General features: G+C 69.9%; 20 protein-coding genes and 1 pseudogene. 12 read left to right on the forward strand and 9 right to left on the reverse strand.

Annotated features, from left to right (window positions below):
• Window positions 1–119 precede the first annotated feature (119 nt).
• Window positions 120–1,343, reverse strand: a complete 1,224-nt coding sequence (locus HNR40_RS45240; RefSeq protein ID WP_184972984.1) for an HlyD family secretion protein — start codon at window positions 1,341–1,343, stop codon at window positions 120–122.
• A gap of 285 nt (window positions 1,344–1,628) precedes the next feature.
• Here HNR40_RS45240 and HNR40_RS45245 point away from each other — a divergent pair, with 285 nt between their 5' ends.
• From HNR40_RS45245 to HNR40_RS45255, 3 genes are all read left to right on the forward strand, one after another.
• The gene (locus tag HNR40_RS45245) at window positions 1,629–2,342 is read left to right on the forward strand and encodes an efflux RND transporter periplasmic adaptor subunit (protein ID WP_221341625.1); all 714 of its coding nucleotides are present in this window, start codon (window positions 1,629–1,631) and stop codon (window positions 2,340–2,342) included.
• A 33-nt stretch (window positions 2,343–2,375) separates the two neighbouring features.
• Window positions 2,376–3,857 (forward strand): DHA2 family efflux MFS transporter permease subunit, encoded by a 1,482-nt coding sequence (locus HNR40_RS45250; RefSeq protein WP_312896777.1) that lies wholly within the window; start codon window positions 2,376–2,378, stop codon window positions 3,855–3,857.
• 119 nt (window positions 3,858–3,976) lie between these two features.
• Entirely contained in the window at window positions 3,977–4,696 is a 720-nt protein-coding gene (locus HNR40_RS45255; RefSeq protein WP_184972988.1) for a DoxX family protein, read from the forward strand.
• Between the two features lie 119 nt (window positions 4,697–4,815).
• Here the strand turns inward: HNR40_RS45255 and HNR40_RS58025 are convergent.
• From HNR40_RS58025 to HNR40_RS45270, 3 genes and pseudogenes are all read right to left on the reverse strand, one after another.
• Window positions 4,816–4,977, reverse strand: a pseudogene (locus HNR40_RS58025) (transglutaminase-like domain-containing protein); the annotation flags it as partial.
• 372 nt (window positions 4,978–5,349) lie between these two features.
• A complete protein-coding gene (locus HNR40_RS45265) occupies window positions 5,350–7,698 on the reverse strand; it encodes a glycoside hydrolase family 65 protein (RefSeq protein ID WP_184972990.1) in 2,349 nt (782 codons plus the stop codon).
• Window positions 7,695–8,459, reverse strand: a complete 765-nt coding sequence (locus tag HNR40_RS45270) for an HAD family hydrolase (protein WP_376773593.1) — start codon at window positions 8,457–8,459, stop codon at window positions 7,695–7,697. Before HNR40_RS45270 ends, HNR40_RS45265 begins: the two co-directional genes overlap by 4 nt.
• Before the next feature lie 253 nt (window positions 8,460–8,712).
• Between HNR40_RS45270 and HNR40_RS45275 the strand changes: the two genes are divergently transcribed.
• Together HNR40_RS45275 and HNR40_RS45280 are read left to right on the forward strand one after the other, a co-directional pair.
• Complete coding sequence (locus tag HNR40_RS45275; protein ID WP_184972992.1) at window positions 8,713–8,973, forward strand: ATP-binding protein; 261 nt, start codon at window positions 8,713–8,715, stop codon at window positions 8,971–8,973.
• A 363-nt stretch (window positions 8,974–9,336) separates the two neighbouring features.
• Window positions 9,337–10,908 (forward strand): penicillin-binding transpeptidase domain-containing protein, encoded by a 1,572-nt coding sequence (locus HNR40_RS45280; RefSeq protein ID WP_312896773.1) that lies wholly within the window; start codon window positions 9,337–9,339, stop codon window positions 10,906–10,908.
• A 48-nt stretch (window positions 10,909–10,956) separates the two neighbouring features.
• On the opposite strand, the gene HNR40_RS45285 is transcribed toward HNR40_RS45280, so the two are convergent.
• A complete protein-coding gene (locus HNR40_RS45285) occupies window positions 10,957–12,078 on the reverse strand; it encodes a hypothetical protein (protein ID WP_184972996.1) in 1,122 nt (373 codons plus the stop codon).
• A gap of 153 nt (window positions 12,079–12,231) precedes the next feature.
• Here HNR40_RS45285 and HNR40_RS45290 point away from each other — a divergent pair, with 153 nt between their 5' ends.
• Both HNR40_RS45290 and HNR40_RS45295 read left to right on the forward strand, forming a co-directional pair.
• A complete protein-coding gene (locus tag HNR40_RS45290) occupies window positions 12,232–12,588 on the forward strand; it encodes an ArsR/SmtB family transcription factor (protein WP_184972998.1) in 357 nt (118 codons plus the stop codon).
• Window positions 12,589–12,669: 81 nt separating this feature from the next.
• Window positions 12,670–14,022 carry an MFS transporter gene (locus tag HNR40_RS45295; protein WP_184973000.1) on the forward strand — a complete coding sequence of 451 codons (1,353 nt, stop codon included), beginning with the start codon at window positions 12,670–12,672 and terminating at the stop codon, window positions 14,020–14,022.
• 204 nt (window positions 14,023–14,226) lie between these two features.
• Here HNR40_RS45295 and HNR40_RS45300 read toward each other — a convergent pair whose 3' ends face one another.
• Window positions 14,227–15,378, reverse strand: a complete 1,152-nt coding sequence (locus HNR40_RS45300) for an ROK family transcriptional regulator (RefSeq protein ID WP_184973002.1) — start codon at window positions 15,376–15,378, stop codon at window positions 14,227–14,229.
• Between the two features lie 178 nt (window positions 15,379–15,556).
• Between HNR40_RS45300 and HNR40_RS45305 the strand changes: the two genes are divergently transcribed.
• The 4 genes from HNR40_RS45305 (at window position 15,557) to HNR40_RS45320 (ending at window position 20,687) form a co-directional block, all read left to right on the forward strand.
• The gene (locus HNR40_RS45305) at window positions 15,557–17,167 is read left to right on the forward strand and encodes a beta-N-acetylhexosaminidase (RefSeq protein WP_184973004.1); all 1,611 of its coding nucleotides are present in this window, start codon (window positions 15,557–15,559) and stop codon (window positions 17,165–17,167) included.
• A complete protein-coding gene (locus HNR40_RS45310) occupies window positions 17,164–19,005 on the forward strand; it encodes an ABC transporter permease (protein WP_312896774.1) in 1,842 nt (613 codons plus the stop codon). Before HNR40_RS45305 ends, HNR40_RS45310 begins: the two co-directional genes overlap by 4 nt.
• 22 nt (window positions 19,006–19,027) lie before the next feature.
• The gene (locus HNR40_RS45315) at window positions 19,028–20,275 is read left to right on the forward strand and encodes an extracellular solute-binding protein (protein WP_184973005.1); all 1,248 of its coding nucleotides are present in this window, start codon (window positions 19,028–19,030) and stop codon (window positions 20,273–20,275) included.
• Window positions 20,276–20,345: 70 nt separating this feature from the next.
• A complete protein-coding gene (locus HNR40_RS45320) occupies window positions 20,346–20,687 on the forward strand; it encodes a peptidase inhibitor family I36 protein (RefSeq protein WP_184973008.1) in 342 nt (113 codons plus the stop codon).
• Here HNR40_RS45320 and HNR40_RS45325 read toward each other — a convergent pair.
• Window positions 20,668–21,462, reverse strand: a complete 795-nt coding sequence (locus HNR40_RS45325) for an NAD-dependent protein deacetylase (protein ID WP_221341633.1) — start codon at window positions 21,460–21,462, stop codon at window positions 20,668–20,670. The two genes, HNR40_RS45320 and HNR40_RS45325, sit on opposite strands and share 20 nt — an antisense overlap.
• A gap of 93 nt (window positions 21,463–21,555) precedes the next feature.
• On the opposite strand from HNR40_RS45325, the gene HNR40_RS45330 reads away from it, so the two are divergent.
• Window positions 21,556–22,191, forward strand: coding sequence for a DUF1345 domain-containing protein (locus HNR40_RS45330; protein WP_184973012.1), 636 nt, complete (start codon window positions 21,556–21,558; stop codon window positions 22,189–22,191).
• Between the two features lie 6 nt (window positions 22,192–22,197).
• On the opposite strand, the gene HNR40_RS45335 is transcribed toward HNR40_RS45330, so the two are convergent.
• Both HNR40_RS45335 and HNR40_RS45340 read right to left on the reverse strand, forming a co-directional pair.
• Window positions 22,198–23,178, reverse strand: a complete 981-nt coding sequence (locus HNR40_RS45335) for a tyrosine-type recombinase/integrase (RefSeq protein WP_184973014.1) — start codon at window positions 23,176–23,178, stop codon at window positions 22,198–22,200.
• Between the two features lie 25 nt (window positions 23,179–23,203).
• Window positions 23,204–24,847, reverse strand: a complete 1,644-nt coding sequence (locus HNR40_RS45340; protein WP_184973016.1) for an acetolactate synthase large subunit — start codon at window positions 24,845–24,847, stop codon at window positions 23,204–23,206.
• Window positions 24,848–24,904: the final 57 nt, after the last annotated feature.

Here is a 24,904-nt window from a genome sequence, read left to right on the forward strand (position 1 = left end):
CCCTGCGACGATCCGGTTCCGATCCAGAAATCGTCCGGAACTCCCGTGCCCTCATTGCGCTCCAGCAAGCAGGTCCGCCGCGTCGTCGCTCATGACGATCCCCCCGGGAAAGCCGTCGCTTAACCGGTCCTGATGGTGGCTTCGGCGGTGAGACCGGGCTTCAGCCGGAGGTCGCCGCGCTGGAGCACGACGGTGACGTAATAGTTGCTGACGTCCGCGTTGGCGTTGCCCGACGGCCCGACCGCGAGGACGGAACCAGGCACCACCAGCCCGGGAAAGGCCGGGAAGGTGACGTCGGCCGACTGCCCCGGCGCGATCTTCACCGCGTCCGCCTCCTGGTAGGACAGGACCAGCCGGAGCGTCTCGGTGCCACTCAGCACGATGAACGGCGCGGTCGTCAGCTCGACGCCGGGAATCGGCGCGTCGGTGCCCGGCGCGAGCACGGTGGTGTCGTTGCTCGGCGCCAGGATCTCGCCCACGGTTCCGTTGACGGCCGAGACGGTCCCGGAGAAGGGGGCCCGGAGCGTGGCGTCCCTGACGTCGTGCCGGGCGGACCGTACGGCCTGGCGGGCGGACCGGATCGAAGCCTTGAGCTGGCGCAGCAGCCAGGGGCGGTCCGCGGTGGCCGAGTCCAGCGTGTTGTAGGCGCTCACCACGCTCTGCCGGACGTTCTCGTTCGCGGTCTGGTTGGCCGCCGCGTCGGAGTAGTGCCGGGCGAGGGCGTTGGTGACGGCCGACCTGCCCACCGACACCTGCTGCCGGGCCTGGGACACCTGCGTCTGGTACGTGGGGATCTGGGCGCAGGCCTGGCTGGCCGCCTGCTGGTCGGCGCCCTCCTGCAGGGCCTTCTCCTTGGCCAGCTCGCACTGGCTTTTCACATGGGCGAGCCGGTCCCGGGCCTTGCACAGCTCCTGCTCGTCGACGTTGTACTCACGCAGGGTGTTGCGGATCGACACGTTGTCGGCGACCAGCAGCGCGCTGCCCTGGTTCTGGGTCGCCGACAGGATCCGCTCGGCCTGGGCAAGGGTACGGCGCGCCCCCGGCACCGTCGTGCCGTACTTGACCTGCGCCCAGTCGGCCCGCGCCCCGGCCAGCTGGGCCCGCTCCTCACCCAGTGCCCGCCGCAGGTCGTACCTGTCGAGGACGGCGAGCACCTGGCCCGCGCTGACCTCGTCGCCGACCTTGACGTTCACCCGGATGAGTTTGCCGCCCTTGAGGAAACCGAGGCTGCCCTCCCGGTTCGCCGACAGGGCGCCGGACGCGGACACCGTGCTGGCCGCGGCATCCAGCGTCATGACGAACGTCGTGTTCCCGGCGGCCACCACCACGGCCAGAACCGTCATCGACGCGGCGGCTTTCGACATTCGCGGCGGCCACGCATCACGTAGGGAGACCGCACGAAATCTCACCCTGGTCATGAGTCGCGGACAACCCCCCGTCTACTGCGAACAGACCGAAGTATGCCCGATTAACCCGGTCCGAGTGGTGAGTCGCTTTCATGGTTCTGTTTGAAGTTCATCAGTTTTCGGAAAAAGATGCAGGCCACAGATCGTATAAGGGGGATACGTAGTATCGTCCGGATCCAGTGACCCGGGACATTTCCACACGATGGCATGAAGGAGGGCGCCATGGCGGAAGCTTCGACGGCAGTGGTCGAGGCCGAACCCGTCATACCGCGCAAACGCCGTATCAAACGCTCCACCCGGATCGCCCTGATCATCATCGGCGTGATCGCCGTCCTCGCCATCGGCATCCTGACCGTGGTCACGTTCCTCGAGAACAGGAAATGGGTCACCACCGACAACGCCCAGATCGACGGCGACAGCCTGTCCGTCAACGCCCCCACCACCGGCATCCTGATCGACTGGCAGGTCACCGAGGGCACCACGATGGTGAAAGGCCAGTCCATGGGCCGCATCGAGGTCCAGGGCGCCTTCGCCCGGCCCCAGATGCCCATCCCGGCCCCCGCCAACGGCACCGTCGCGGTGAACAACGGCCGCGACGGCGTCTTCGTCGCCACCGGCACCCAACTGGCCGTCGCCTACGACCTGTCCGCCGTCTACGTCACCGCCCGCGTCGAAGAAACGAGCATCGCCGGCGTCACCTTGGGCGCGCACGTGGAAATCACCGTCGACGCCTACACCGACACCCCGCTCACCGGCACGGTCAAAGAGATACAAGGCGGTACGGCCGGCCAATTCTCCTTGTTCCCGCAGAACAACAGCACCGGCAATTTCCAGAAGGTCACCCAGGTCGTCCCGGTCAAAATAGCCATCGCCGACCAGAAAGGCCTCGGCCTGGTACCTGGAATGAACGTCGAGGTCCGAATCAGAAGGCCCTGAATGGCTCCCAAGCAGAATTGGGTTTTGCCGCTGGTGGTGCTCATCGTCGGCATGTTCATGTCGGTGCTGGACACCACGATCGTCAATGTGGCCCTGCCCACGATCCAGTTCGAGTTCGGCGTCGGCCTCGAAAAGGTCCAGTGGGTCGCCACCGCGTACACGCTCACGCTGGGTGTGGTGACCCCGGCCAGCAGCTGGCTCTCCGACAAGGTCGGCGCCCGGCGTCTCTACATTCTGTGCCTGGTCGGCTTCGCCGCCGGCTCGGCGTTGTGCGGCTTCGCCGGAAGCCTGGAGATCCTGGTCGCCTTCAGAATTCTCCAGGCGATCGCCGGCGGCATCCTGCCCGTGGTCACGATCTCGATCCTGTACATGATCGTCCCCCGCGAGAAGATCGGCATGGCGATGGGCATGTACGGCCTCGGCGTGGTCTTCGCCCCCGGCGTCGGCCCGACACTGGGCGGCTACCTGGTCGAATACGTGGACTGGCGGCTGATCTTCTACGTCAACGTGCCGGTCGGCATCATCGGCGTCTTCGCCGCCATCGCCACCCTGCCGCACCTGCCCGGCAGGGAAGCGGGCCCGTTCGACGTGTTCGGCTTTCTGACCATCGGCACCAGCCTGTTCACCATGCTGCTGGCCGTGACCGAAGGCCCGGACTGGGGCTGGGACTCCTACACCATCCGCCTGTTGTTCATCATCAGCGTCATCAGCCTCGCCCTGTTCATCGTGGTCGAACTGGAAGTCGACCATCCACTGCTCGACCTGCGCATTTTCCGATACTGGGCGTTCACGAACTCGCTGCTCCTGATGGCCGTGCTGTCGATCGGCCTTTTCACCGTGCTTTTCTACATCCCGCAACTGCTCCAGGAACACCAGGGCCTGGGCGCCTTCGAATCCGGCCTGGTCCTGCTCCCCGAAGCCATCGCGCTGGCCATCATGATGCCCATCGCCGGCCGCCTGTACGACCGCATCGGCCCCCGCTGGCCGGCCGTGATCGGCCTGTCCATCCTGGCGTACGGCACCTACTTGCTTGACCAGATCACCCTGGACACGCCCCGCGAGACCATCATGTGGCTCCTGGCTCTGAGATCCGTCGGCCTCGGCCTGGCGATGATGCCCGTGATGACCGGCGGCACCTCCGCCGTACCCCCCGACAAGGTCGGTGCGGCGAGCGCCTTCAACAACGTCGTCCAGCGTACGGCCGGCGCCATCGGCGTCGCCGGCCTCACCGCGCTCCTGACCAGCACCCAGGCGCAGACCGTCGCCGACCGGAGCGGCCTGATGCCCGTCGGAACCCCGCTCCCGCAGGTCGGCCCACCCGGAACACCGGCGCTCGCCGCCGAGTTCGCGACCTACCAGCAGGTGCAGTCCCAGAGCTTCGTCTCCGCCCTCGACGAGCAGTTCATCATCGTCGCCATGATCACCGCCGCCGGCGTCGCCCTGGCCTTCATGCTCCGCTCGGGCCGGGCGCCGGCCGCACCCCCCGGCGAGGGCGCGGCCTCGGCACTGGCCTGACGGCCCTTTCGAGAGGTACGGCCCGCCCAGGCGTAACGGGCCGTTCAAGAGACGGTATGGGGAGGAGTCGCAGGTCAGCGGGGTAGGGGACAATTACCGCAACGGGGGGAGAAACCACCATGAGGGTAGTTTTCGACCTAGCTGTCCTGATCGCCCGGGTAACCATCGGCGCGATCTTCGTCGCCCATGGGTGGCAGAAATGGCAGAACGGGCTGGGCCCGACGTCCCAGATGTTCGCCCAGGCCGGCGTGCCACAACCCGAGCTCGTGTCCGGCATCACGACCATGGCCGAGCTCGTGGGCGGCAGTTTCCTGATCATCGGCCTGCTGACCCGCCTGGCCGCGCTGGCCCTGCTGTGTATCAGCGTGGCCGCGATCGCCTTCGTCCACGGCAAGAACGGCATCTTCGTCGGCGACCTGGGCTGGGAGTTCGTCGCCACGCTGGGCGCCGCCTGCCTGCTCCTGCTCGCGGTCGGCGCCGGCCGGATCAGCATGGACGGCATCGTCAGCACGATCCTGAGAAGGCGCGCGGCCAAGCAGGCCCTGCCAGAGCCCACCGGCACCGTCACGCCAACCACGACCATGCCCGCCACCGTCCACACCGTGCGGGCCGTACCGCAAACCGAGACGGAGCCGCGCCCCGAGGTGCCTCGCCAATCCGCGCCACCGCCCGCCACAGGCACCGGCACGGCCCCGAACGACGACATGAAGGCGCTGGACGCCCTGATGTCCAACGACCAGCCGAAGAAGAACCCACCCGAACGCGTGTTCCTGATCCTGCTCACCCCCTCAGCCCGCCAAGAGGCCGAGGAGATCGTCAAGGCACTGTGGAAACCATGACGAGCACAGCTCACCCGACCGGGTGCCGGGGAACGGTCACTGGTCAGAAACTCCCCGGGAGCTAGATCTTCAGGGTGCTCGACAAAGTCCTTGCCAAGATGTTCGGTGTCGACGCGCACCCAGCGGCCCTCGCCGGTCTCCCAGTACTCGGTGATCCAGTGGTCAAGGCCATGGCCCTCCACGAAGTAGGTCCCGAACCCGCACCGAACCCGCGACGGGATACGCCTGGCTCGCAGGAAGGGGCAGGCAAGCATCGCAAAGTCACGACATGTGCCGATCACCCGGGTTTCGGGGGTGCGAGCCTCGTGCAGCGGCGCAGATACCAACCGGGTCGCGTGGCAGGCTTTCGATGAGCTTGAACTGCGCCGCGTCCAGGATCGTCAAAGGTCCGGGCTGGGAGTAGTCGAGCCTCTCATCGGCCGTAGCCGAGCATGATATGCCGCAGACGGCGGCCCGTGATGGGGAGCACGCGCGGGTGGCCGAGCCGACGCACCTCAACTACCTGTCGTGGGCCCACAGCATCACCGAGCGGCGCTTCGCCGGGGGAGAGCGGGCAGCGCTGGAACTCGACGGCAAACCCGGTGACGTGTCGCCCGCACCCCATCCAGACTGGCCGCGCCGATCGGCCACGCACCATCGGCCGACCGGGGTTCCTAGGTCCTGCGTCGTGCCGGTTCACGTCCAGGAGGTTGTCCCGGCGGGGCGTCGGACGACGCCTTCAGGACCGGCAGCACGACCGGCTTTCCCGAGGTGACGTCGACCGGCCGCCCGTTGTGGAGGATCCGCAGGGAGTCGCCTTCCAGCAGCCGGTACGCGGCGCCGTCCGCCGTGATCTCGATACGCAGCCGGCGGGCCCGGACCGACAGGTTGACGCACAGCCGGGTGATGCCGGCCGGCAGCCGGGGCGTGAAGCCGAGGGTGTCGTCGTGTTCGCGCATCCCGCCCAGCCCCGCGACCAGCGCGACCCACGTTCCGGCGAGGGACGCGGTGTGGAGCCCGTCGCGGGTGTTGTGCTCAAGGTTGTCCAGGTCCATGAGCGCGGCCTCGGCCAGGTAGTCGTGGGCCAGTTCGAGATGGCCGACCTCGGCGGCCAGCACCGCCTGGGTGCACGCCGACAGCGAGGAGTCCCGCACGGTGAGCGCCTCGTAGTAGGCGAAGTTGCGCGCCTTCTGCTCGTCGGTGAACGCGTCGGGGCGCAGATGCATGGCGAGCACCAGATCGGCCTGTTTGACGACCTGCTTCCGGTAGAGGTCGAAGTAGGGGAAGTGGAGCAGCAGCGGATATTGCTCCGGCGAGGTGTTCGCGAAGTCCCAGGCCTGGTGGGTGGTGAAGCTCTCGGACTGGGAGTGGACCCCGAGCGCCTCGTCGTAGGGGATGAACATGGCCTCGGCCGCGTCCCGCCAGGAGGCCGTCTCCTCCTCGGTGATGCCGTACGCGCGGGATTCGTCGGCGTGCCGTTCGGCGACGGCGGCAGCGGAGCGGAGATTGTGCTGTGCCATGAGGTTCGTATAGACGTTGTTGTCCGCCACCGCGCTGTACTCGTCGGGCCCGGTGACCCCGTCGACGCGGAAGCGGCCCTGGGCGTCGTGGTGGCCCAGCGACCGCCACAACCTCGCGGTCTGGACGAGCAGCTCCAGGCCGACGCCCTTCTCGAAGTCCAGGTCACCGGTGGCGTTGACGTACCGCGTCACCGCGTCGGCGATGTCGGCGCCGACGTGGAAGGCGGCGGTGCCCGCCGGCCAGTACCCCGAGCACTCGGCCCCGGTGATGGTCCGCCACGGGAAAGCCGCGCCCTCAAGGCCGAGCTGACGAGCGCGATCCTGGGCCATCGGCAGGGTGTCGCGGCGCCAGCGCAGGGCGTGGGCGGCCGCTTCAGGAGCGGTGTAGGTCAGGACCGGCAGGACGAACGTCTCGCTGTCCCAGAAGGCGTGACCGTCATAGCCCGTCCCGGTCAGGCCCTTGGCCGGGATGGCCCTGCCCTCGGCCCTGGCTCCGGCCTGCAACACGTGGAACAGCGCGAACCTTACCGCCTGCTGCACCTCGGCATCGCCCTCGACCTCGACGTCCGCGCGTTCCCAGAAGTCGTCCAGGTACGCGCGCTGCCCGCCGGCCAGGCCGTCCCAGCCGGTCTGGGCCGCGGCCGTCAGCGCGGCCTCGACCTGCGCCCGTACGGCAGGCTCCGAGCGCGCATGTGACCAGCCATAGGCGACGTACTTGACCAGGCGCAGCCGCTCCCCGGCCTTCAGCTCGGCGGTCACCGTGTACCGGGCCAGATCCTCGAAGCACTCCACGGTCTCCTGCGCGGACGGCGGCGCGTCCACCTGGTGGTCCATGGCGGCGGCCAGGCGCAGCCCGCTGACGGCCGTGCAATGCACCAGCACCGCCCCGGCGGCCCGGCCGCTGTGCTCCTCCGACCGCAGCGGAGCCTCCAGCACGGCCGACACCCGAGGGTCGTCGTCGGCCTGAGGGAGCGCCTCGTTGGCGACCAGTTCCGACTGGACCACCACGCGCAGATCGGCGCCGACGGCCTCGACCTCGTAGCAGATCGCCGCCACCGACCGCTGGACCAGCGACACCAGCCGCGTCGAGCGCACCCGCACGACCCGGCCGCCGGGCGACTCCCACTCGACCCGGCGCTCCAGCAGGCCGGTGCGGAAGTCCAGGATCCGCTCGTGGTCGCGGACGTGCCCGTTGCGCAGATCGAAGGGCGCGTCGTCGACGAGAAGGCGGATCACCTTGCCGTTGGTGACGTTGATGACCGTCTGGCCCGCCTCGGGGTAGCCGTATCCGGCCTCGGCGTACGGCAGCGGCCGGGTCTCGTGGACGCCGTTGAGGTAGGAGCCGGGCAGGCCATGGGGCTCACCTTCGTCGAGATTGCCCCGCCAGCCGATGTGCCCGTTGGACAGCGCGAACACCGATTCGCTCTGGCCCAGGATGTCGAAGTTGAGCTCGGTCTCCCGCAGCCGCCACGGCTCCACGGTGTACGACGGATGCTGGATCATCGCCGCTGCAGGAGTTCGGCGAGGTCGGTCACGACGGTGTCGGCGCCGTGGGCGCGCAGGGCCGCGGCCTGGCCGACTCGGTCGACGCCCACCACGAACCCGAAGTGCCCCGCCCGCCCGGCCTCGACACCGGCCAGCGCGTCCTCGAAGACCGCCGCCTGGCTGGGATCCACACCCAGCTCCCGGGCGGCGGCGAGGTAGGTGTCGGGCGCCGGTTTGCCCGGCAGGTGGTCCCTGGCGATGGTCACGCCGTCGACGCGTACCTCGAAAAGTCCGTCAATGCCCGCGGATTTCAGCACGTCGGCGCAGTTGGCGCTGGACGACACCACGGCCCGCCGCAGCCCCGCCGCGCGCACGGCCTCCACATAACGGACCGATCCCGCATAGGCCGCGACCCCGTCCTCCCTGATCCGGCGCAGGACGATCTCGTTCTTGGCGTTGCCGAGCCCGTTGATCGTCTCCGCGCCCGGCGGGTCACCGGGCGTGCCGTCCGGCAGGTCGATGTGGCGCGACTCGAGGAACGATCGGGTCCCGTCGGCCCGGGTCTTGCCGTCGACGTAGGCGTCGTAGTCCGCCACAGGATCGAAGGGCACGAACGGCTCGGCCCGGGACCGCAGATAGGCGTCGAACATCTCCTTCCACGCCGCCGCATGCACCTTCGCCGTCTGGGTCAGGACGCCGTCGAGGTCGAACAGGCACGCTCGCACCCGCTCGGGCAGGCCGGTCCTCATCGTCTCCTCCTCCTTCGCCTGAACATCCACCTGTCCGAAATTTGGTCATTTCGAGCTGGCAAATCTGCAAAGTCCCCTGCTCGGGTACGGCTCACGCCTGATCACGCCTCGCCATCCGGACACCCCACCGGTGCCGACCCTTTCAACGGGCGTGTCCCGACCGCTCCCCAACGGGCGGATGTACACCCACGCCGGTCGGGTAGCGGTGTGAAGCCGCCCCGCCCCCCGATCGGCGGGGGTGTGACCGCCGGTCAGCGGATGGTGGCGGCGTTGCCGGGTCACCGTGCAGGAAGCCCTCACCAACGTACGCGAGCACGCCCCCGGAACCCGCGCCCACATCGACATCCACTTGGCAGGCCGCGATGTGGAAGTCACGGTGACCAACACCGCGCCCACCAGTCCAGCTCTGACCCTGCCGAGCTCCCGGCAAGGCCTGATCGGCCTTCGCGAACGCGCCGAACTCCTCGACGGCACCTTCGAAAACGGCCCGACCCCAGACGGCGGCTACCGCATCCACGCCCGCCTCCCCACCCACACAGACTGATCTTGGTGGAGAGACGCTTCAGGTCTCGAACCAGCGGGAGGTTTCAGCGCGAAGGGGAGCACCTGTGGCCAGTGGACGGCGATGGGGCCCGGTGTGGGGGTGGCGCGCCGGTGTCCATGTGGTCGGCCTTTGGCGATCGTGGTGCGCGGGCGGGGCCGGGGGCGGAGAATCGGTCGGGTCGGGGCTGACCTTCAGGCAGGGGTACGGTCAGTCGTCGGAGGGGGAAATCTGGTAGGGGTGGGCAGGGTGGGGCGATCCGAGAAAGTGGGACATGTCAGGATTTGTCGCCTACTAAGCTCGGGGATCCGTCGACGAGCAGGGGGCTGAGCTGTGGCGCGTGGCACGACCATCACGATCGTTTCCGTGGTGACGGTGGTGGCACTGGGGGCCGCCGGCACCGGCGCCTATTTCCTGCTGCGCACCACGGGGAGTCCGGCCGAGACCGCTGGGCGGTTCGCCGCCGCCTGGCAGAACGGCGACAACGCGGCCATGACCAAGGAGCTCGCGGCGCCGCAGTCGCTGGCCGGCTATGAGCAGATGCGCACCGGCCTGGCCATGGAGACGCTCAAGGTCACGCTGGGCCAGGCCGCTCCGGAGAAGGACGGGCGCTCGGCGGTGCCGTACACGGCGAGTATGAAGCTCAAGAACGTCGGCGACTGGAGCTACCAGGGACAGATCCCCGTGAAGGTGACCGATCGCACCTGGAAGGTCGACTGGACGCCGCAGACACTGCATCCGTCGATGAGCAACGGCGCCGCGTTCGCGCTCAAGACACGCTGGCCGGAGCGCGGCGAGATCACCGACAGCACCGGTTCGCGCATCGACACCGGCCAGGTGGGCGGGTCGGTGCAGCAACTGGTCGGGTTCCTGGACAAGGCGACCAAGAAGGACATCGAGCAGCTCGGACCCTCCTACAAGGTCGGCCAGGCCGTCGGCCGCGGCGGGCTGCAGGAGAACTTCCAGAAGCGCCTGGCCGGCACGCCCACCACCGAGATCCAGCTCGGCGGCAAGACGCTGGAGACGATCGACGGCGAGAAGGGCGGGAGCGTGCAGACCACGCTGGACCCGCGCGTTCAGGACGCCGCGGTGGCCGCCGTCAAGGATCTGGACAAGCCGGCCGCGCTCGTCGCGGTCGAGAGCAAGAGCGGCGAGATCAAGGCCGTGGTCAACAACCGGGGCGGCTTCGACCGGGCGATCAACGGCCGGTACGCGCCCGGCTCGACGTTCAAGGCGGTGACCGCCATCGGCCTGCTGGCCGGAGGCGTCGGCCCGCAGGAGCGGGTCACCTGCCCCAAGTACGCCACCGTCGGCGGCCTGAAGATTCGCAACTCCGAGCGGGCCGAGTTCGGCTCGCTCAGCTTCTCCGACTCCTTCGCCTACTCCTGCAACACCACCTTCGCCCCGCTCGCCCAGCAGCACCTCGGCGCCGCCAAGCTGCTGGAGACGGCCGAGCAGGTCGGCTTCAACCAGCCGCTGGCGATCGGCGTGCCCGCCACCAAGCCGAGCTTCCCCAAGGCCGAGTCCGACGCGGAACTGGCGGCCGAGTCCTTCGGCCAGGCCCGCATCACCGCCAGCCCGCTCACCATGGCCTCGGTGGCCGCCGCGATCGCCGACGGCACCTGGCGCCCGCCCACGCTCGTACCCGACATGAAGCAGAAGGCCGAGCCGCGCGAACTGCCCGAGGGCGTGAGCGACAAGCTGGGCTCGATGATGTCGGCGGTGGTCACCAAGGGCACCGCCAAGGCGGCCGGGCTGCCCGGCGGCACCCGCGGCAAGACCGGCACCGCCGAGTACGGCAGCGGCCCCAAGCTCGACTCGCACGCCTGGTTCATGGGCTACAAGGGCTCGCTGGCCTTCGCCATCGTGGTGGAGGGCGGCGGTGGCGGCGGCAAGGTGGCGGCCCCGGTCGCCGCGGCATTCCTCCGAGGTCTGTAGACGCAAAGGGGCAACCTGGCCAAGGTTGCCCCCTTTCCTAACCAGCGGTCACCCGCAGCCGCGCTTGCCCGGCTTGGCGATCTTGCCTGCCGCCGCCCCGCTCTTGACCGCCGTGTACCCGCCCACCACCAGGCGCCCCTCGAAGACGCTCTCCCCGGTGGACAGCTTGCTCAGCAGCCGGGAGGCGCCCGACTTGACGTTCACCGCGTAAACGTAGGTGCCCAGCACCGTGGACTCCTTCTTGCCCGGACGTTCCCGGCTGGCCGCCGCCACGATCTCCTCCGTGCCGAGCCAGTCGATCGCGTCGGCCCGGTTCACGTCGACCGGCAGCCTCGGCTTGACCTTGGTCATCTTGCCCGTCGTGGTGGAGTACACCGTCAGCCACACCGGCGTCATGTCCGGCCCGCACGCGGGCGGACCCTTGGGCACCAGGTTCGCCGCCCGGCCGTTGCGCGCGGTGAAGGCGCCCCAGATGAGGTGCTTGCCGGCCTTCTCCGGGATCTTGGCCTTGGTCGTCCGCCCGCCGGCGACGGTGTGGAACCATCCCCGATTCCCGATCCCGGGCTCGCTCAGCAAGGTCAGCCGTCCCGAACCGGGCTCGACGTCCAGCAGCGTCAGATCCCTGGGCATGTTCCGCGCCGTGCCGGACTCCACCTCGACGTAGGTGGTGACCGGACGGTCGGAATAGAGCGGGTGGGTGATCGCCAGGCCGCCGTCCCGCACGAACTTCAGGCTGAACGGCGAGCCGACCGACCCCTTCGGCGCCCGGTGCGGAAGCTCCCAGGTCTCCCCGGAGCCCAGGTCGCGTACCACCACGCGGTCGTCGGAAGCGCGCTGGTAGGCGACGCGGGTGCCGTCCGGGCTGATGGCGAAGGCCCCCGCCTCGCCGGCGTCGTCGGCCTTCTTGCCCTTCTCGTACGCGAGCGCCTCGGGGAAGGAGTAGATCCGCCCGCCGAGCGTCACCACGCGCCAGGTGTCGCACTTGCCGGTGGGCAGCAGATCCTTGCCCGCCGCACACAGATAGGCGAAGGCCGCGGCCCCCGCACCGGACTCCGGTAAAGCCGGCGGCTTGCCCGCCGTCGACGCCCCAGCGGCGCCGGCCGGCACCGCGCAGCCGACCGCGGCCAGCGCGACCACCGCGGCCGACCGCAGGCAGGTTGAGATGTCCATCGTTGATCCCCCCGTCGGGAACTGGTGTTTACTCCATGTTGGAGAGCGCTGAGGCCGGGAAAGTTCGCGCCTGCCGCATGAACACGGCACGCACGGCGCGTAACCAGCTGTGACCACGCTCCTATCCTGATCACCGCGCCCTACGATGGCTGCATGAGCGATCAGCCCACGTCCCCTACGGTTCATCGGCACCGGCCGGTGCCCGACCGGGAGCAGCTGGACGCCGCGAGCCGGGTGTTCGGCCTGCTGGCCGACTCGACGCGGCTGCACCTGCTGTGGTTGCTGTCGGAGGGGGAGGCCGACGTGAGCCACCTCGCCGCGGCCAGCGGCGCGGCGCAGCCCGCCGTCAGCCAGCACCTGGCCAAGCTGCGGCTGGCCAGCCTGGTGCAGTCGCGCAGGGAGGGGCGCCGCGTGGTGTACTCGCTGCGCGATGGCCACCTGCGCAACCTCGTCACCGAAGCCCTGAGCCACGCCGAGCACAAGGTGACCGGCGACCCCTGGCACGCCTAGCGGGAATGTTCCCGGCCCCTGCCGAGTTCAACGCATGCGCATATACGCATATGTTGATTTCGAGCCGGGAGGACCGTGGCCATGTTCCAGGTACTGCGCGATCGTGCCTACCGCCGTCTGTTCGCCGCCCAGGTCGTCGCCCTCGTGGGCACCGGACTGGCCACCGTGGCGCTGAGCCTGCTCGCCTACGACCTCGCCGGAGCCGACGCCTCCGCCATCCTCGGCACCGCCCTGGCCATCAAGATGGTGGCCTATGTCGGCATAGCCCCGGTGATCGGCGCCTTCGCCGACCGCCTCCCGCGCCGCGCGCTGCTCGTCAGCTCCGACCTGATCCGCGCGGGGGTCGCGCTCGCACTGCCGTTCGTCAGCCAGGTGTGGCACATCTACGTGCTCATCTTCCTGCTCCAACTGGCCTCGGCCGCCTTCACCCCGACCTTCCAGGCGGCCATCCCCGAGCTCCTGCCGAAGGAGCGCGACTACACCCGAGCCCTGTCCCTGTCCCGCCTCGCCTACGACCTGGAGACCCTGCTCAGCCCGGTCCTGGCCGCCGCCCTCCTCAGCGTGATCACCTACAACTGGCTGTTCATGGGCACCGCTCTGGGCTTCCTGGCGTCCGCGCTGTTCGTGCTGTCCGTGGTCCTGCCCAAGCCCCAGCCGGTACGGCACGCCGCCGGACCCTTCGCCAAGGCCGCCTCCGGCGTCAGGCACTTCCTGACCAAGGCGCCCCTGCGCGCCCTGCTGGCCATGAACCTGGCCGTCGCCGCGGCCGGCGCGATGGTCATCGTCAACACGGTGGTCCTGGCCCGCGAGCACCTGCAGCGAAGCACCGGCGAGGTCTCCCTGGCCCTGGGCGCGTTCGGCGCCGGCTCCATGGCGGTCGCCCTGCTCCTGCCCAGAATCCTGGACAGGCTCACCGACCGCACCGTAATGCTGGCAGGTTCATTCACCCTGTTCACCGGCCTGGCAGCGATCACCGCGACACTGGCCACGGAAACACTGACATGGTGGACGATGCTCTCCACCTGGGCAGTCCTGGGCGCCGCCACAGCCGCGGTACTCACCCCAACAGGCCGCCTGATCCGCCGCGCGGTGTCACCGGAAGACCTGCCCGCCGCCTTCGCCGCCCAGTTCGCCCTGTCCCACGCCGCCTGGCTCCTCACCTACCCGCTGGCGGGCTGGCTGGCGACAACCGCCGGCATGACGGCCGCAGCGACAGCTCTGACGACCCTGGCGGTGACCGCCGCGATCACCGCCCACCTCCTCTGGCCCAAGACCAAACCCGCGGGTGCCCGCCGTCCCGGCGCCACCACCGGGCCGCGCACCATGCGCCACCTCCACCACGCCCACCTGCCGGCCCGCCGGGCAGTACGAGACGAGGAGGCGGCCGGTATGGACCGGCGCGCCGGTCAAGAGGGCGACGTCACGGTGAGGTGAGACACGCCCGATGAGCGTGGAGGCGACGGGCCGCCACCCACGTCGGCGGGCGGTGGTGGGGGCGGCTTGCCGTAAGGGATAGAAGGCCAGAAGCCCGGAGAGGGGCCGGAAGCCCGGAGAGGGGCCGGAAGTCCGGAGAGGGGCCGGAAGTCCGGAGAGGGGCCGGAAGCCCGGAGAGAAGGAGAGAGCCACAAGGAAGAGAGATCAACGAGAGGTGGGAAGAGGCACGTCGGGGGTGAAGAGCTGGTGGTCGAGGTGGGCGACGGCGTAGTCGATGGCGCCGGTGACCACGCATTCGTCGCCCAGCGTTGACGCCCGCACATCAGGCAGGCGGATGCAGGAGCGGCGCAGGCGCTCGCGCAGCGGGGGCAGCAGCACGTCGGCCGAGCGGGAGAACCCGCCCCCCAGCACCACCACCTGCGGGTCGAGCAGCAGGACCATCGCGCTGGTCCCCACCGCGAGGTCGTCCACGTACCTCTCGACCGCGGCCAGCGCGACCGGGTCGCCCGCCCGCGCCGCCGCCAGCGTGTAACCGGCGGCGTCGGCGGGCGAGGTGTCCGGGGGGATGATCGAGCAGTTCTGCAGGTGCTCCGGCGCGTCGAACCACTGCGCCTGCGGCAGCATCGCGATCTCGCCGGCCGCGGCGCCGAAGCCGCGGTGGACGTTGCCGCCGATGATGAGCGCCGCCCCCATCCGGCGTCCGACGTGCAGGAACACCACGTCGGACGCGTCGCGGACGGTGCCGCGCTGGGCTTCGGCCCTGGCGGCGAGGCGGCTGTCGTTCTCGACGACGACGTCGCAGGGGAACATCTCGCGCAGCCGTCCGGCCAGGTCGAGCCCGGTCCAGGCGGGGATCGCGGCGCAGTAGTGGATGCGGCCCTCGGGGGTGATGACGCCGATCGTGCCGGCCGCGACGATCCACACGTCGGCGATCGTCTTGCCGCCGAGCGCCAGGCAGCTCGCGACGGTGCGTTCGATCGCGGCCAGCCGCTCCTCCACGGGCGTGTCCGGCCGCACGGGCTGGCGGGTCTCGGCGAGGATCTCGCCGTTGAGGTTGGCCAGGGCGGCGCGGATGTTGTGGCCGCCGATGTCGAGCCCCACCAGGTAGCCGCTGCTCGCACGGAAGCGGTAGCGGCGGGCGGGGCGGCCGATCGTGCCCTGCGCGGGCGGGGTCTCCTCCACCCAGCCGAGCTGCATCAGCTCGTCGACGACCTCCTTCATGGAGGGCCGCGACAGCCCGGTGCGCTTGGCCAGGGCGGACAACGTCAGCGGTCCCGCGCCGCGCAGCGCCCCGATCGCGGTCAGGGAGTTGAGTTGCCTGAGCCGCGACAGGTCGCCGCCCCGAAGTGTGGCCATCGCCGTCCTAATGCAGGTGTCCTCTGTAAGTCATGATGCATTATGCCGCATCCAAGGTCCAAAGATGTCCGCGCAGCAGGGCTGTGAGCAGAAATGAGCATTGACCCTCATCGGCCTGGGTGTTAATAATGATGCACTCCTTCGTAAGTCAGCCGCCCCTCCCTAGGAGACCCGCCGAATGATCGTCCCCAAGCCCACGCGGTACGCGGCAGGGCCCGGCCGTTTCATCCTCGACCGGAGCACCGCGCTCACCGCCGACCCCGCGCTCGGCGAGGTCGCCGCCTGGCTGCGTGGCGAGCTCAGCCCGGTCACCGGCGGCGAACTGCTGCCCGCCGCCCCCGGCCCGGGAACGATCACCCTCGGCCTCGACGACCTGCCGCCCGAGGCCTACCGGCTGACCGTCGCGCCCGACGGGATCGCGCTGGACGCCGGTTCGCCGGCCGGGGCCTTCTACGGCGCCCAGACGCTGCGCCAGCTCATGCCGCCCGCCGCCTTCCGCCGCGCGGCAACCGGTGGGGTGCTGGAGCTGCCGGCCGTACACGTGGAGGACGGGCCGAGGTTCGGCTGGCGCGGCGCGATCCTCGACGTGGCCCGGCACTTCATGACCAAGGCGGACGTGCTGCGCTTCATCGACCTGATGGCCCTGCACAAGCTGAACGTCCTGCACCTGCACCTCACCGACGACCAGGGCTGGCGCATCGAGATCAAGCGTTACCCGCGCCTGACCGAGATCGGCTCCTGGCGCGAGCAGAGCCAGGTCGGCTGGATGGGCGAGATGGACGGCCGTCCGCACGGCGGCTACTACACCCAGGACGACATCCGGGAGATCGTCGCCTACGCCGCCCGCCGGCACATCTCCGTCGTGCCCGAGATCGACCTGCCGGGACACACCCAGTCGGCCATCGCCGCCTATCCCGAGCTGGGCAACCTGGACAGCCCGCTGGGCGTGGGCACCACCTGGGGCGTCGGCGTCAACGTGCTGAACGTCGAGGACGCCACGATCGAGTTCTTCAAGAACGTCTTCGACGAGGTGCTGGAGCTGTTTCCCAGCCCGTACGTGTGCGTCGGCGGCGACGAGTGCCCCAAGGACCAGTGGCGCACCAGTCCGTCGGCCCGGCGCCGCGTCGCCGAGCTGGGCCTGCGCGACGAGGACGAGCTGCAGAGCTGGTTCATCCACCAGTTCGACGAGTACCTGGCCGAGCGCGGACGGCGCCTGGTCGGCTGGGACGAGATCCTGGAGGGCGGCCTCGCCCCCGGCGCGGTCGTGGCCGCCTGGCGGGCCGACCTGGGCGCGGTGGCCGCCGCCCGCGCCGGGCACGACGTCATCAACTGCTCCAACACCGCCGTCTACTTCGACTACCGGCAGAGCCAGCGCGAGGACGAGCCGGTGCCGTTCGGGACCGTGCTCACCGTCGAGGACGTCTACGCCTTCGAACCCGTCCCCGCCGACCTGCGCGGCGACCCGGCCGCCGAGCACGTCCTGGGCGCCCAGTGCGGGATCTGGACCGAGCTGATCGACTCCAGCAGGCACGTCGACTACATGGCCTTCCCGAGGCTGGCCGCCTTCGCCGAGACCGTCTGGTCGGGACCCGAGCGGGACCTGGCCGACTTCCGCCGCCGCCTGGCCGCCCACCTGCCCAGGCTGGCGGCGATCGGGGTCGAGTACCGCCGCGAGTCCGGCCCGCTGCCCTGGCAGAGGCGCCCGGGGGTGCCCGGCCGGCCGGAGGACCCGGTCGAGTGGCAGGCCACGCTGGACGCCTGGACCGCGAACCTCAGGAACCCGCGGTGAACCGGATCGCCGACCTGTGGCAGCGCACGGTGCCGTGGCGCTGGCTCACGCCGAGCACCGCCCTGATCGTCTGCGTCGTCGGCTTCCCCGCCGTCTACATGGTCTGGATGTCCTTCCTCGACATCAGCAGGATCGGGCTGGTCAGGGGCTTCGCCGGGCTGGACAACTACGCCAGGCTGCTCAAGGAGGACGCGTTCGGCCAGGTGGCCGGCAACACGCTGCTGTGGCTGGTGCTCGTCGTCGGGCTCACCGTGCTGCTCTCGCTGGCGCTCGCCCAGTTCCTGTCCAAGGACTTCTTCGGCAGGAGGTTCGTCAGGTTGGCGCTGGTCGTCCCGTGGGCGGCCTCGCTGGTCATGACGGCGACCGTGTGGCGCTTCATCTACGAGGGCGGCAACGGCCTGCTCAACCGGCTGCTCATGGATCTGTCGATCATCTCGGCGCCCGTCGACTGGTACAAGGACCCGGCCACCGCGCTGTACTCGGTCATGGCGGTCGGGATCATCACCTCGATGCCGTTCACCACCTACGTGCTGCTGTCCGGATTGCAGACGGTGCCGCACGACGTTCTGGAGGCGGCGAAGATCGACGGGGCGAGCGCGTGGGCGACCTGGCGGCGGGTGACGCTGCCGATCCTGCGGCCGTCGCTCATGATCGCACTGGTCCTCAACATGCTGCACGTCTTCAACGCGTTCACCGTCATCTGGGTAATCATGGGCAAGACGGCGGGCAACCACGCCGACACGACCGTGACCTGGCTGTACAAGATCGCCTTCACCGCGCAGCTCGACTCGGGCGAGGCGGCCGCGCTCGGCGTGCTCAACGTGGCCTTCCTGCTGCTGCTCATCCTGGCGTTCGTGCTGGTGCTGCGGCCGTATCGCAACCCCTCGGCGACGGAGGAGAAGCCCGCGCCGCCGGCCGTCGCGGCCGCTCCCGAGGCCCCTTCCGCCGTCGCCCCGTGGCGGCCGGCCCCGGTCAAGGCCCGGCCGGTGCTGGCGCGAGCGGGCCGGGGGTGGGCGCGGGCGCGTCCGGTGGTGCTGCCGGTCATCGGGTTCGCGGTGGCGCTGTTCTTCCTGGCGCCGTACGCCGCGATGTTGTCCGGCTCCCTCAAGACCGACGCCGAACTGTTCGCCGTGCCCGCCGACTACCTGCCCCAGAGCTGGGCGTGGTCCAACTACGCCGACGTGTGGCAGCGGATCCCGCTGGCCGACTACTTCCGGGTCAGCCTGACCGTCGCGCTGGCCTCCACCGCGCTGGTGCTGCTCGTGGCCGCTCCGGCCGCGTACGTGCTGGCCAGGTCCCGCTTCCGGGGACGCACGGCGTTCCTCGGCGTGATCCTGGTGACGCAGATGTTCCCCGCGGTCGCGCTGCTCATCGGGCTCTACCGGCAGGCGCTGTTCGTGGACGGGATCAACAGCTACGCCGTCATCATCGCCATCAACTCCGCCTTCAACCTCGCCTTCGCGGTGTGGATCCTGCACGCCCACTTCAGCTCGATCCCCGTGGACATCGACGAGGCCGCGATGATGGACGGCCTCGGCAAGTTCCGCATCCTGCTGCGGATGATCCTCCCGCTGGCCGCGCCCGGCCTCGTCACCGTGATGATCTTCACGTTCATCCAGGTGTGGAACGAGTTCGTCATCGCGCTGACCCTCTTCAACGACCCGGCCGGCGGCCGGGTGCCGCTCACGGTCGGCATCCAGCAGTTCGTCGGCCTGTACGAGACCAACTACCAGTACCTGTTCGCCGCGGCGCTGATGGCGATCGTGCCGGCGGTCATCCTCTTCGCGCTCATCGAGAAGCACCTGGTGAGCGGCCTGACCGCGGGCAGCACCAAGTGACCACGAGAAAGATCGGTATGACATGACCATCAGAAGAAGAGCGGGCCTGGCCGCGATCGCCGCACTCACGCTCGCGCTGACCGCGTGCGGCGGCTCCGGCGGAGGTACGGCCGGCGGCGAGCAGAAGTCCATCAAGCTGGTCGTCGCCCAGTACACCGAGGGCACCCGGCCCTACTGGGACGAGCTGATCAAGTCCTTCGAGGCCGCCCACCCCGGCAAGAACGTCGACCTGCAGGTGATCGACTGGGGCAACCTGCAGAGCCAGGTGAACACCATGGTGCAGACCAAGCAGTTCCCCGACGTCCTCAACATCAACGTCTTCGCCGACTACGCCGAGGCCGGGCTGCTCTACCGCGCCGACGAGGTGGTGTCCAAGGAGGTGCTGGCGGACTTCCTGCCGTCCTTCGCCGAGAACGCCTCCTACGACGGCGCCCAGTACGGCCTGCCGTTCGTCGCCACCGTCAACGGCATGTACTACAACAAGACGATCCTGGAGAAGGCCGGCTTCAAGAAGCCCCCGGCCACCTGGGACGAGTTCCGCGCCGCGGTCAAGGCGATCAAGGCCCTGCCCGGCGGCTACGTGCCGTACGGGCTGGCGCTCGGCGCGGAGGCCGGCGACTACGAGTTCGGCACCTGGATGCGGGCCAACGGCGGCGACTGGCGTACCGGCGGCAAGTGGACCGTCAACGGCGACCGCGCGGTCGAGACGCTGGAGTTCCTGAAGACGCTGACCCAGGGCGGCTACACCCAGCCGAACCCGGGCCAGACCAACCGCCCGGACGGCACCTGGCCGCTGTTCGCCCAGGGCAAGGTGGGCATGGTCTACGCCTCCTTCGGCACCAGGGCCTTCCTCGACGCGGTGGACAAGGCGGGCGTCAAGTACGGCACCGCGCTCCACCCCACCAACCACGGCGCCGAGCCGAGCACGCACGGCATCCAGGACTACCTGATGGCCTTCAAGAAGGACGGCAACCAGCAGCTGGTCCGCGAGTTCCTCGACTACTTCTACAAGGCCGACAACTACGCCAAGTACCTGAAGGTCGAGGGCCTGCTGCCGACGACCGCCTCGGCCTCGGCGCTGATGCGCGAGGACCCGAAGGTCAGCCCGATCGTCGACATGGTGGCCAAGGCCCGCTTCGACCCGACCTCGCAGCCGGTCTGGTCGGAGCTGCGCGGCACGGTCGCGGCGGAACTCGGCACCGCCGTCGGGCCCAGCGGCGACCCGCGCGCCCTCCTCGGCAAGTTCCAGCAGATCGCCGAACGCTCCTAAAGCAGATCAAAAGCGACGCCGACCACGATGGGCGGGCCAGAACTCCTGATCTCTGAGTAGAGGTGATCGTATGCGTGCTCTGTTCCTGTCCATCGCCGCCTTCGTCGTCATGACCGGCCTGCCCGCACCGGCCCAGGCGGCCGCCGCGCCGAGCGACTGCCCGCCGGGATACGTCTGCCTGTACAAGGGCAAGAGTGGTACCGGCACGCGGGTCTGCGCGGAGGACTCCAGCACCAATGTGCAGTGCCTCAACGTGCGCTCCGCCTACAACCACGGCGTCAACGACCCGGGGAAGAACGACGTGCGCCTGTACAACGCCGCCAACGCCGAGGTCGCGTGCGTGCGGCGGGGTCAGGTGAAGAACCTGCCCAGCGCCATCAGCATCTTCCGCGTCAAGTGGGGCACCTGCTGACCAGGTTGGTCAGGGTGTCGCCCAGGGGTGCGTCCAGGGTGAGCCGGGCGTGCTCGTCGCCCCGGGTGGCGCCCTGGTTGACGATCGCCACCGGTACGGCGTGGCGGGCGGCGTGCCGTACGAACCGGTAGCCGGAAAGGACCGTCAGGGAGGAGCCGAGCACCAGGAGCAGGCCGGCGCGCTCCGACAGCGTGTAGCACTCGGCCACCCTGGGCGGCGGCACGTTCTCGCCGAAGAAGATCACATCGGGCTTGAGCAGCCCGCCGCAGCCCTCGCAGTCGACGACCGCGAAGCCGTCGATCAGGGAGTCGTCCAGACTGGCGTCACCGTCCGGGTTGACCTGGGTGGCGTCGGCGGCCCATCCGGGGTTGGCGGCCGACAGCCGCGCGTCCAGGCGGGCGCGAGGGGTGCGCTCGCCGCAGGACAGGCAGCGCACCCGGTAGAGGCTGCCGTGCAGTTCGATCACGTCGCCCGCGCCGGCCTCCTGGTGCAGGCCGTCGACGTTCTGCGTGATGATCGCCGAGACCAGGCCCAGCTCCTGGAGCCGGGCGACCGCCCGGTGGCCGGGGTTGGGCCGGGCGCGCTCGATGTGCCGCCAGCCGAGGTGGCTGCGGGCCCAGTAGCGCCTGCGGGCGGCGGCCGAGCCGGTGAAGTCCTGGTAGGTCATCGGGCTGGACGGGCGCCTGCGGCCGCTCGGGCCCCGGTAGTCGGGGATGCCGGACTCGGTGGAGAGCCCCGCGCCGCTCAGCACGACCACTCCGCCGTCGGCGACCATGTCGGCGAGCAGGTCGAAAGGACTCACGTTCCGCAGCCTACCCGGCCGTGTCGATGCGGCTTCCGGTGATCCGGGCGTGTATGAGTGTCCACCATGAACCTGTGGTCCCCGCGCTCCGCGGTCACCCGGCTGATCGGCGCGGCGATCGCCGGCGCGCTGGCCGGGACGGCCGTCGGCCTGCTGACGCATCCGCCCCTGGGCGTCCTGGCCGCCATCGCCGCGACCGAGACCGTCTTCGTCGTCGCGGGCCTGGCCGTCCTGTGGCCGATGGACGCCCACACCACCCGCCGCAACGCCGGTCGCGAGGACTTCCGGCCCCTCGCCGACGAACTCGTGGTCGTCGCGGTCGCGCTGTGCGGGCTGGTCGCCATCGTCGTGCTGCTCGCGGTCGGCAACGCCGACCCCGGCCACGCCGCCGCCGCCACCGCGCTCGGCGGCGTGTTCATGGCCTGGGCGGCACTCCACCTGATGTACGCCACCCGCTACGCCTACCTCTACTACCAGAAGACCCCGGGCGGCATCGACTTCAACTCCGACCAGTCGCCCGCCTACAGCGACTTCCTCTACTTCAGCTACAACCTCGGCATGACCTACCAGGTCTCCGACACCAGCGTCTCCAGCCGGGAGATCCGCAAGGTCGTGCTGCGGCACTGTCTGCTGTCCTACGTCTTCGGCACCAGCATCCTGGCTACCACCATCAACCTGGTCATCGGCATGGTCACCGGCTGACGGCCCTCACGCCAGCGGCCGCGCCCGCGGAAGCTTGATGCGGTCGACCGCCTCGCGCCGGGTCTTCTCCGGGCGGCGGTCGTAGCGGGCGGTGGTGGCGGGGGAGGAGTGCCCGACCAGCGCCTGCGCCGTCGCCAGGTCCACGCCGGCGTCCAGCAGCTCGCCGATGAAGGTGCGGCGGAAGTCGTGCGCGGTACGGCGGGCCGCCCCCGCCTCGCCCAGCCGCCGGGTCAGGATGTCGGCGATGCCCTGCCCGCTCAGCGGCCGGGCACGTAGCCGCCCGGCCTTGCTCACCGGGCTGAACAGCGGGCCGGGACCGCCCCCGCGCACCGCCAGCCAGCGCTCGAGCAGGCCGATGGCGTCGGTGGTCAGGTAGACCATGCGCTCCTTGTCGCGCTTGCCGCGCACGCGCAGCGAGCGGGCGCCCGGATCGTAGTCGGCCAGTTCCAGGCCGGCGATCTCGGCCCGGCGGCAGCCGGTGGAGTAGAGGGCGGCGATCAGGGCGGCGTCGCGGACCCCGGCCACCGAGTCGTCGCAGGCCGACAGCGCCGCGCCGACGACCTCGGGCGGGACGTGGTGACCGGTGGGCAGGCGGCTCTGCCGTACCGGGGAGAGGTCGGAGGCGCGGGCGAAGTCCTCGGCGGAGGTCTGGCCGAGACGCCAGGACTCCTTCAGCACGCGGCGCAGCGCGACCAGGTGCTTGTTGACGTAGGCAGGCGACCAGCCCTGCTCGGTGAGCAGCGTGCGGATGCGGACGGTGTGCTCATAGCGCAGCAGATGCCAGGGCTGGCCGGCGCCGGTGGAGGCGGGTTCGCCGGTCAGCAGTCGGGCGATGCGGTCGAGGCAGCCGCGCATGGTCCGCCGCGACTCGACGCTGGTCAGGGAGGCGAGGTAGACGTGGTAGGGGTCGCGGGCGGGCTCGACGGGGGGCGCCTGGCCGGCGGGGAGCACCGGCAGCGCCCCGCCCGCGTCGGGGAGGTCGGTCATCGGGCACGATCTTAGGGGGCCGGGCTCAGAACGGGCCGGTCAGCTCGCCGAGCTTGTTGGTCAGCTCCAGGTTGGCCGAGTAGTCGACCGGCACCGCGATCACCGACACCGTGTCGTCGTCGAGCGCCTTGCGCAGCGTGGGCAGCAGCTCGTCGGCGGTGGTGATCTGGTAGCCGCGGGCCCCGAACGCCTCGGCGTACTTGACGAAGTCGGGGTTGCCGAAGGCGATGTTGGAGCTGCGCCCGAGCTCCAGGTCCATCTTCCACTCGATGAGCCCGTAGGCGTCGTCCACCCAGACCAGCACCACCATCGGGATGCGCTCGCGGACCGCGGTCTCGATCTCCTGGGAGTTCATCAGGAAGGCGCCGTCGCCGGTGGCGGCCAGGACCTTGCGCTCGGGGAAGGCGAGCTTGGCGGCCAGGGCGCCGGGGACCGAGAAGCCCATCGAGGACAGGCCGTTGGAGACGAGCATGGTGTTGGGCTCGTAGGTGGGGTACATGCGGGCCATCCACATCTTCACCGCGCCGGTGTCGGCCAGCACGATGTCCTCGCGGCCCATCGCGGCGCGGATGTCGGCGACCACGCGGCGCGGCGACAGCGGGAAGGCGTCGTCGGCGGCGGCCTCCTCCATCTCCTCCTGGATGAGCCTGCGGATCTTCTCGCCGGTGCCGTTGACGGCGAAGCGCCTGGGCGCGGCGGCGGCCAGCGCGTCCAGGGAGCGTGAGATGTCGCCCTGGATGCCGACCTCGACGGGGTAGTGGTCGTCGACCTCGGCGGGGAACTGGTGGATGTGGATGATCTTCTTGTCGCCGTGCGGGTTGATCTTGACCGGGTCGAACTCCTGCAGCTCGTAGCCGACGCTGATGAGCACGTCGGCCTCGTCGAAGCCGAAGTTGACGTAGTCGTGGCGCATGAAGCCGACCGCGCCCAGGGCGTGCCGGTGGTCGTCGGGGAAGACGCCCTTGCCGTTGAAGGTGGTGGCCACGGGCAGGCCGAGCTGCTCGGAGAAGCGCACCAGCGCGGCGGAGGCGCCGGCGCGGCTGGCGCCGTGCCCGGCCAGGATGATCGGGTGCCGGGCGCCGGCCAGGACCTCGGCGGCGCGGGCCACCTGCCCGGGGGAGGGGTCCTGCGGGCGTACGACGTTGACGCGCAGCGGCGTCAGGTCGTCGGCGACCTGGGCGGACTCCACGTCCTCGGGAATGGCCAGGTAGACGGCGCCGGGACGCTCGGTCTGGGCGGTCTTGAACGCCTTGCGCAGCATCTCGGGCAGCGCCTCGGCGGCCGGGACCAGGTCGGCCCACTTGGTGATAGGCCGGAACAGCGAGACCAGGTCGACGACCTGGTGGGACTCCTTGTAGATGCGGTCGAGGCCCACCTGGGCGGTGATGGCGACCACGGGGGTGGAGTTGGTGGTGGCGTCGGCCACGCCGAGCTGCAGGTTGATGGCCCCGGGGCCGAGGGTGGCTGAGGCGACGCCGGCCTTGCCGGTCAGCCGGCCGTACATCTCGGCCATGAAGGCGGCGGCCTGCTCGTGGCGGACGAGGACGTAACGGATGGGGGAGTCGTTGAGCGCGTCGACGAAGTGGATGTTCTCCTCTCCGGGGATGCCGAAGACGTATTCGACGCCTTCCGCTTCGAGCGTCTTCACCAACAGCCTTGCCGCGTCCATCGGAGGAGCCTTCTCTCTTCGTGCGAATTTCTTGTACGTGCAAGCGATCCTGACCAT

Source organism: Nonomuraea endophytica (assembly GCF_014203235.1).
Taxonomy (GTDB): domain Bacteria; phylum Actinomycetota; class Actinomycetes; order Streptosporangiales; family Streptosporangiaceae; genus Nonomuraea; species Nonomuraea endophytica.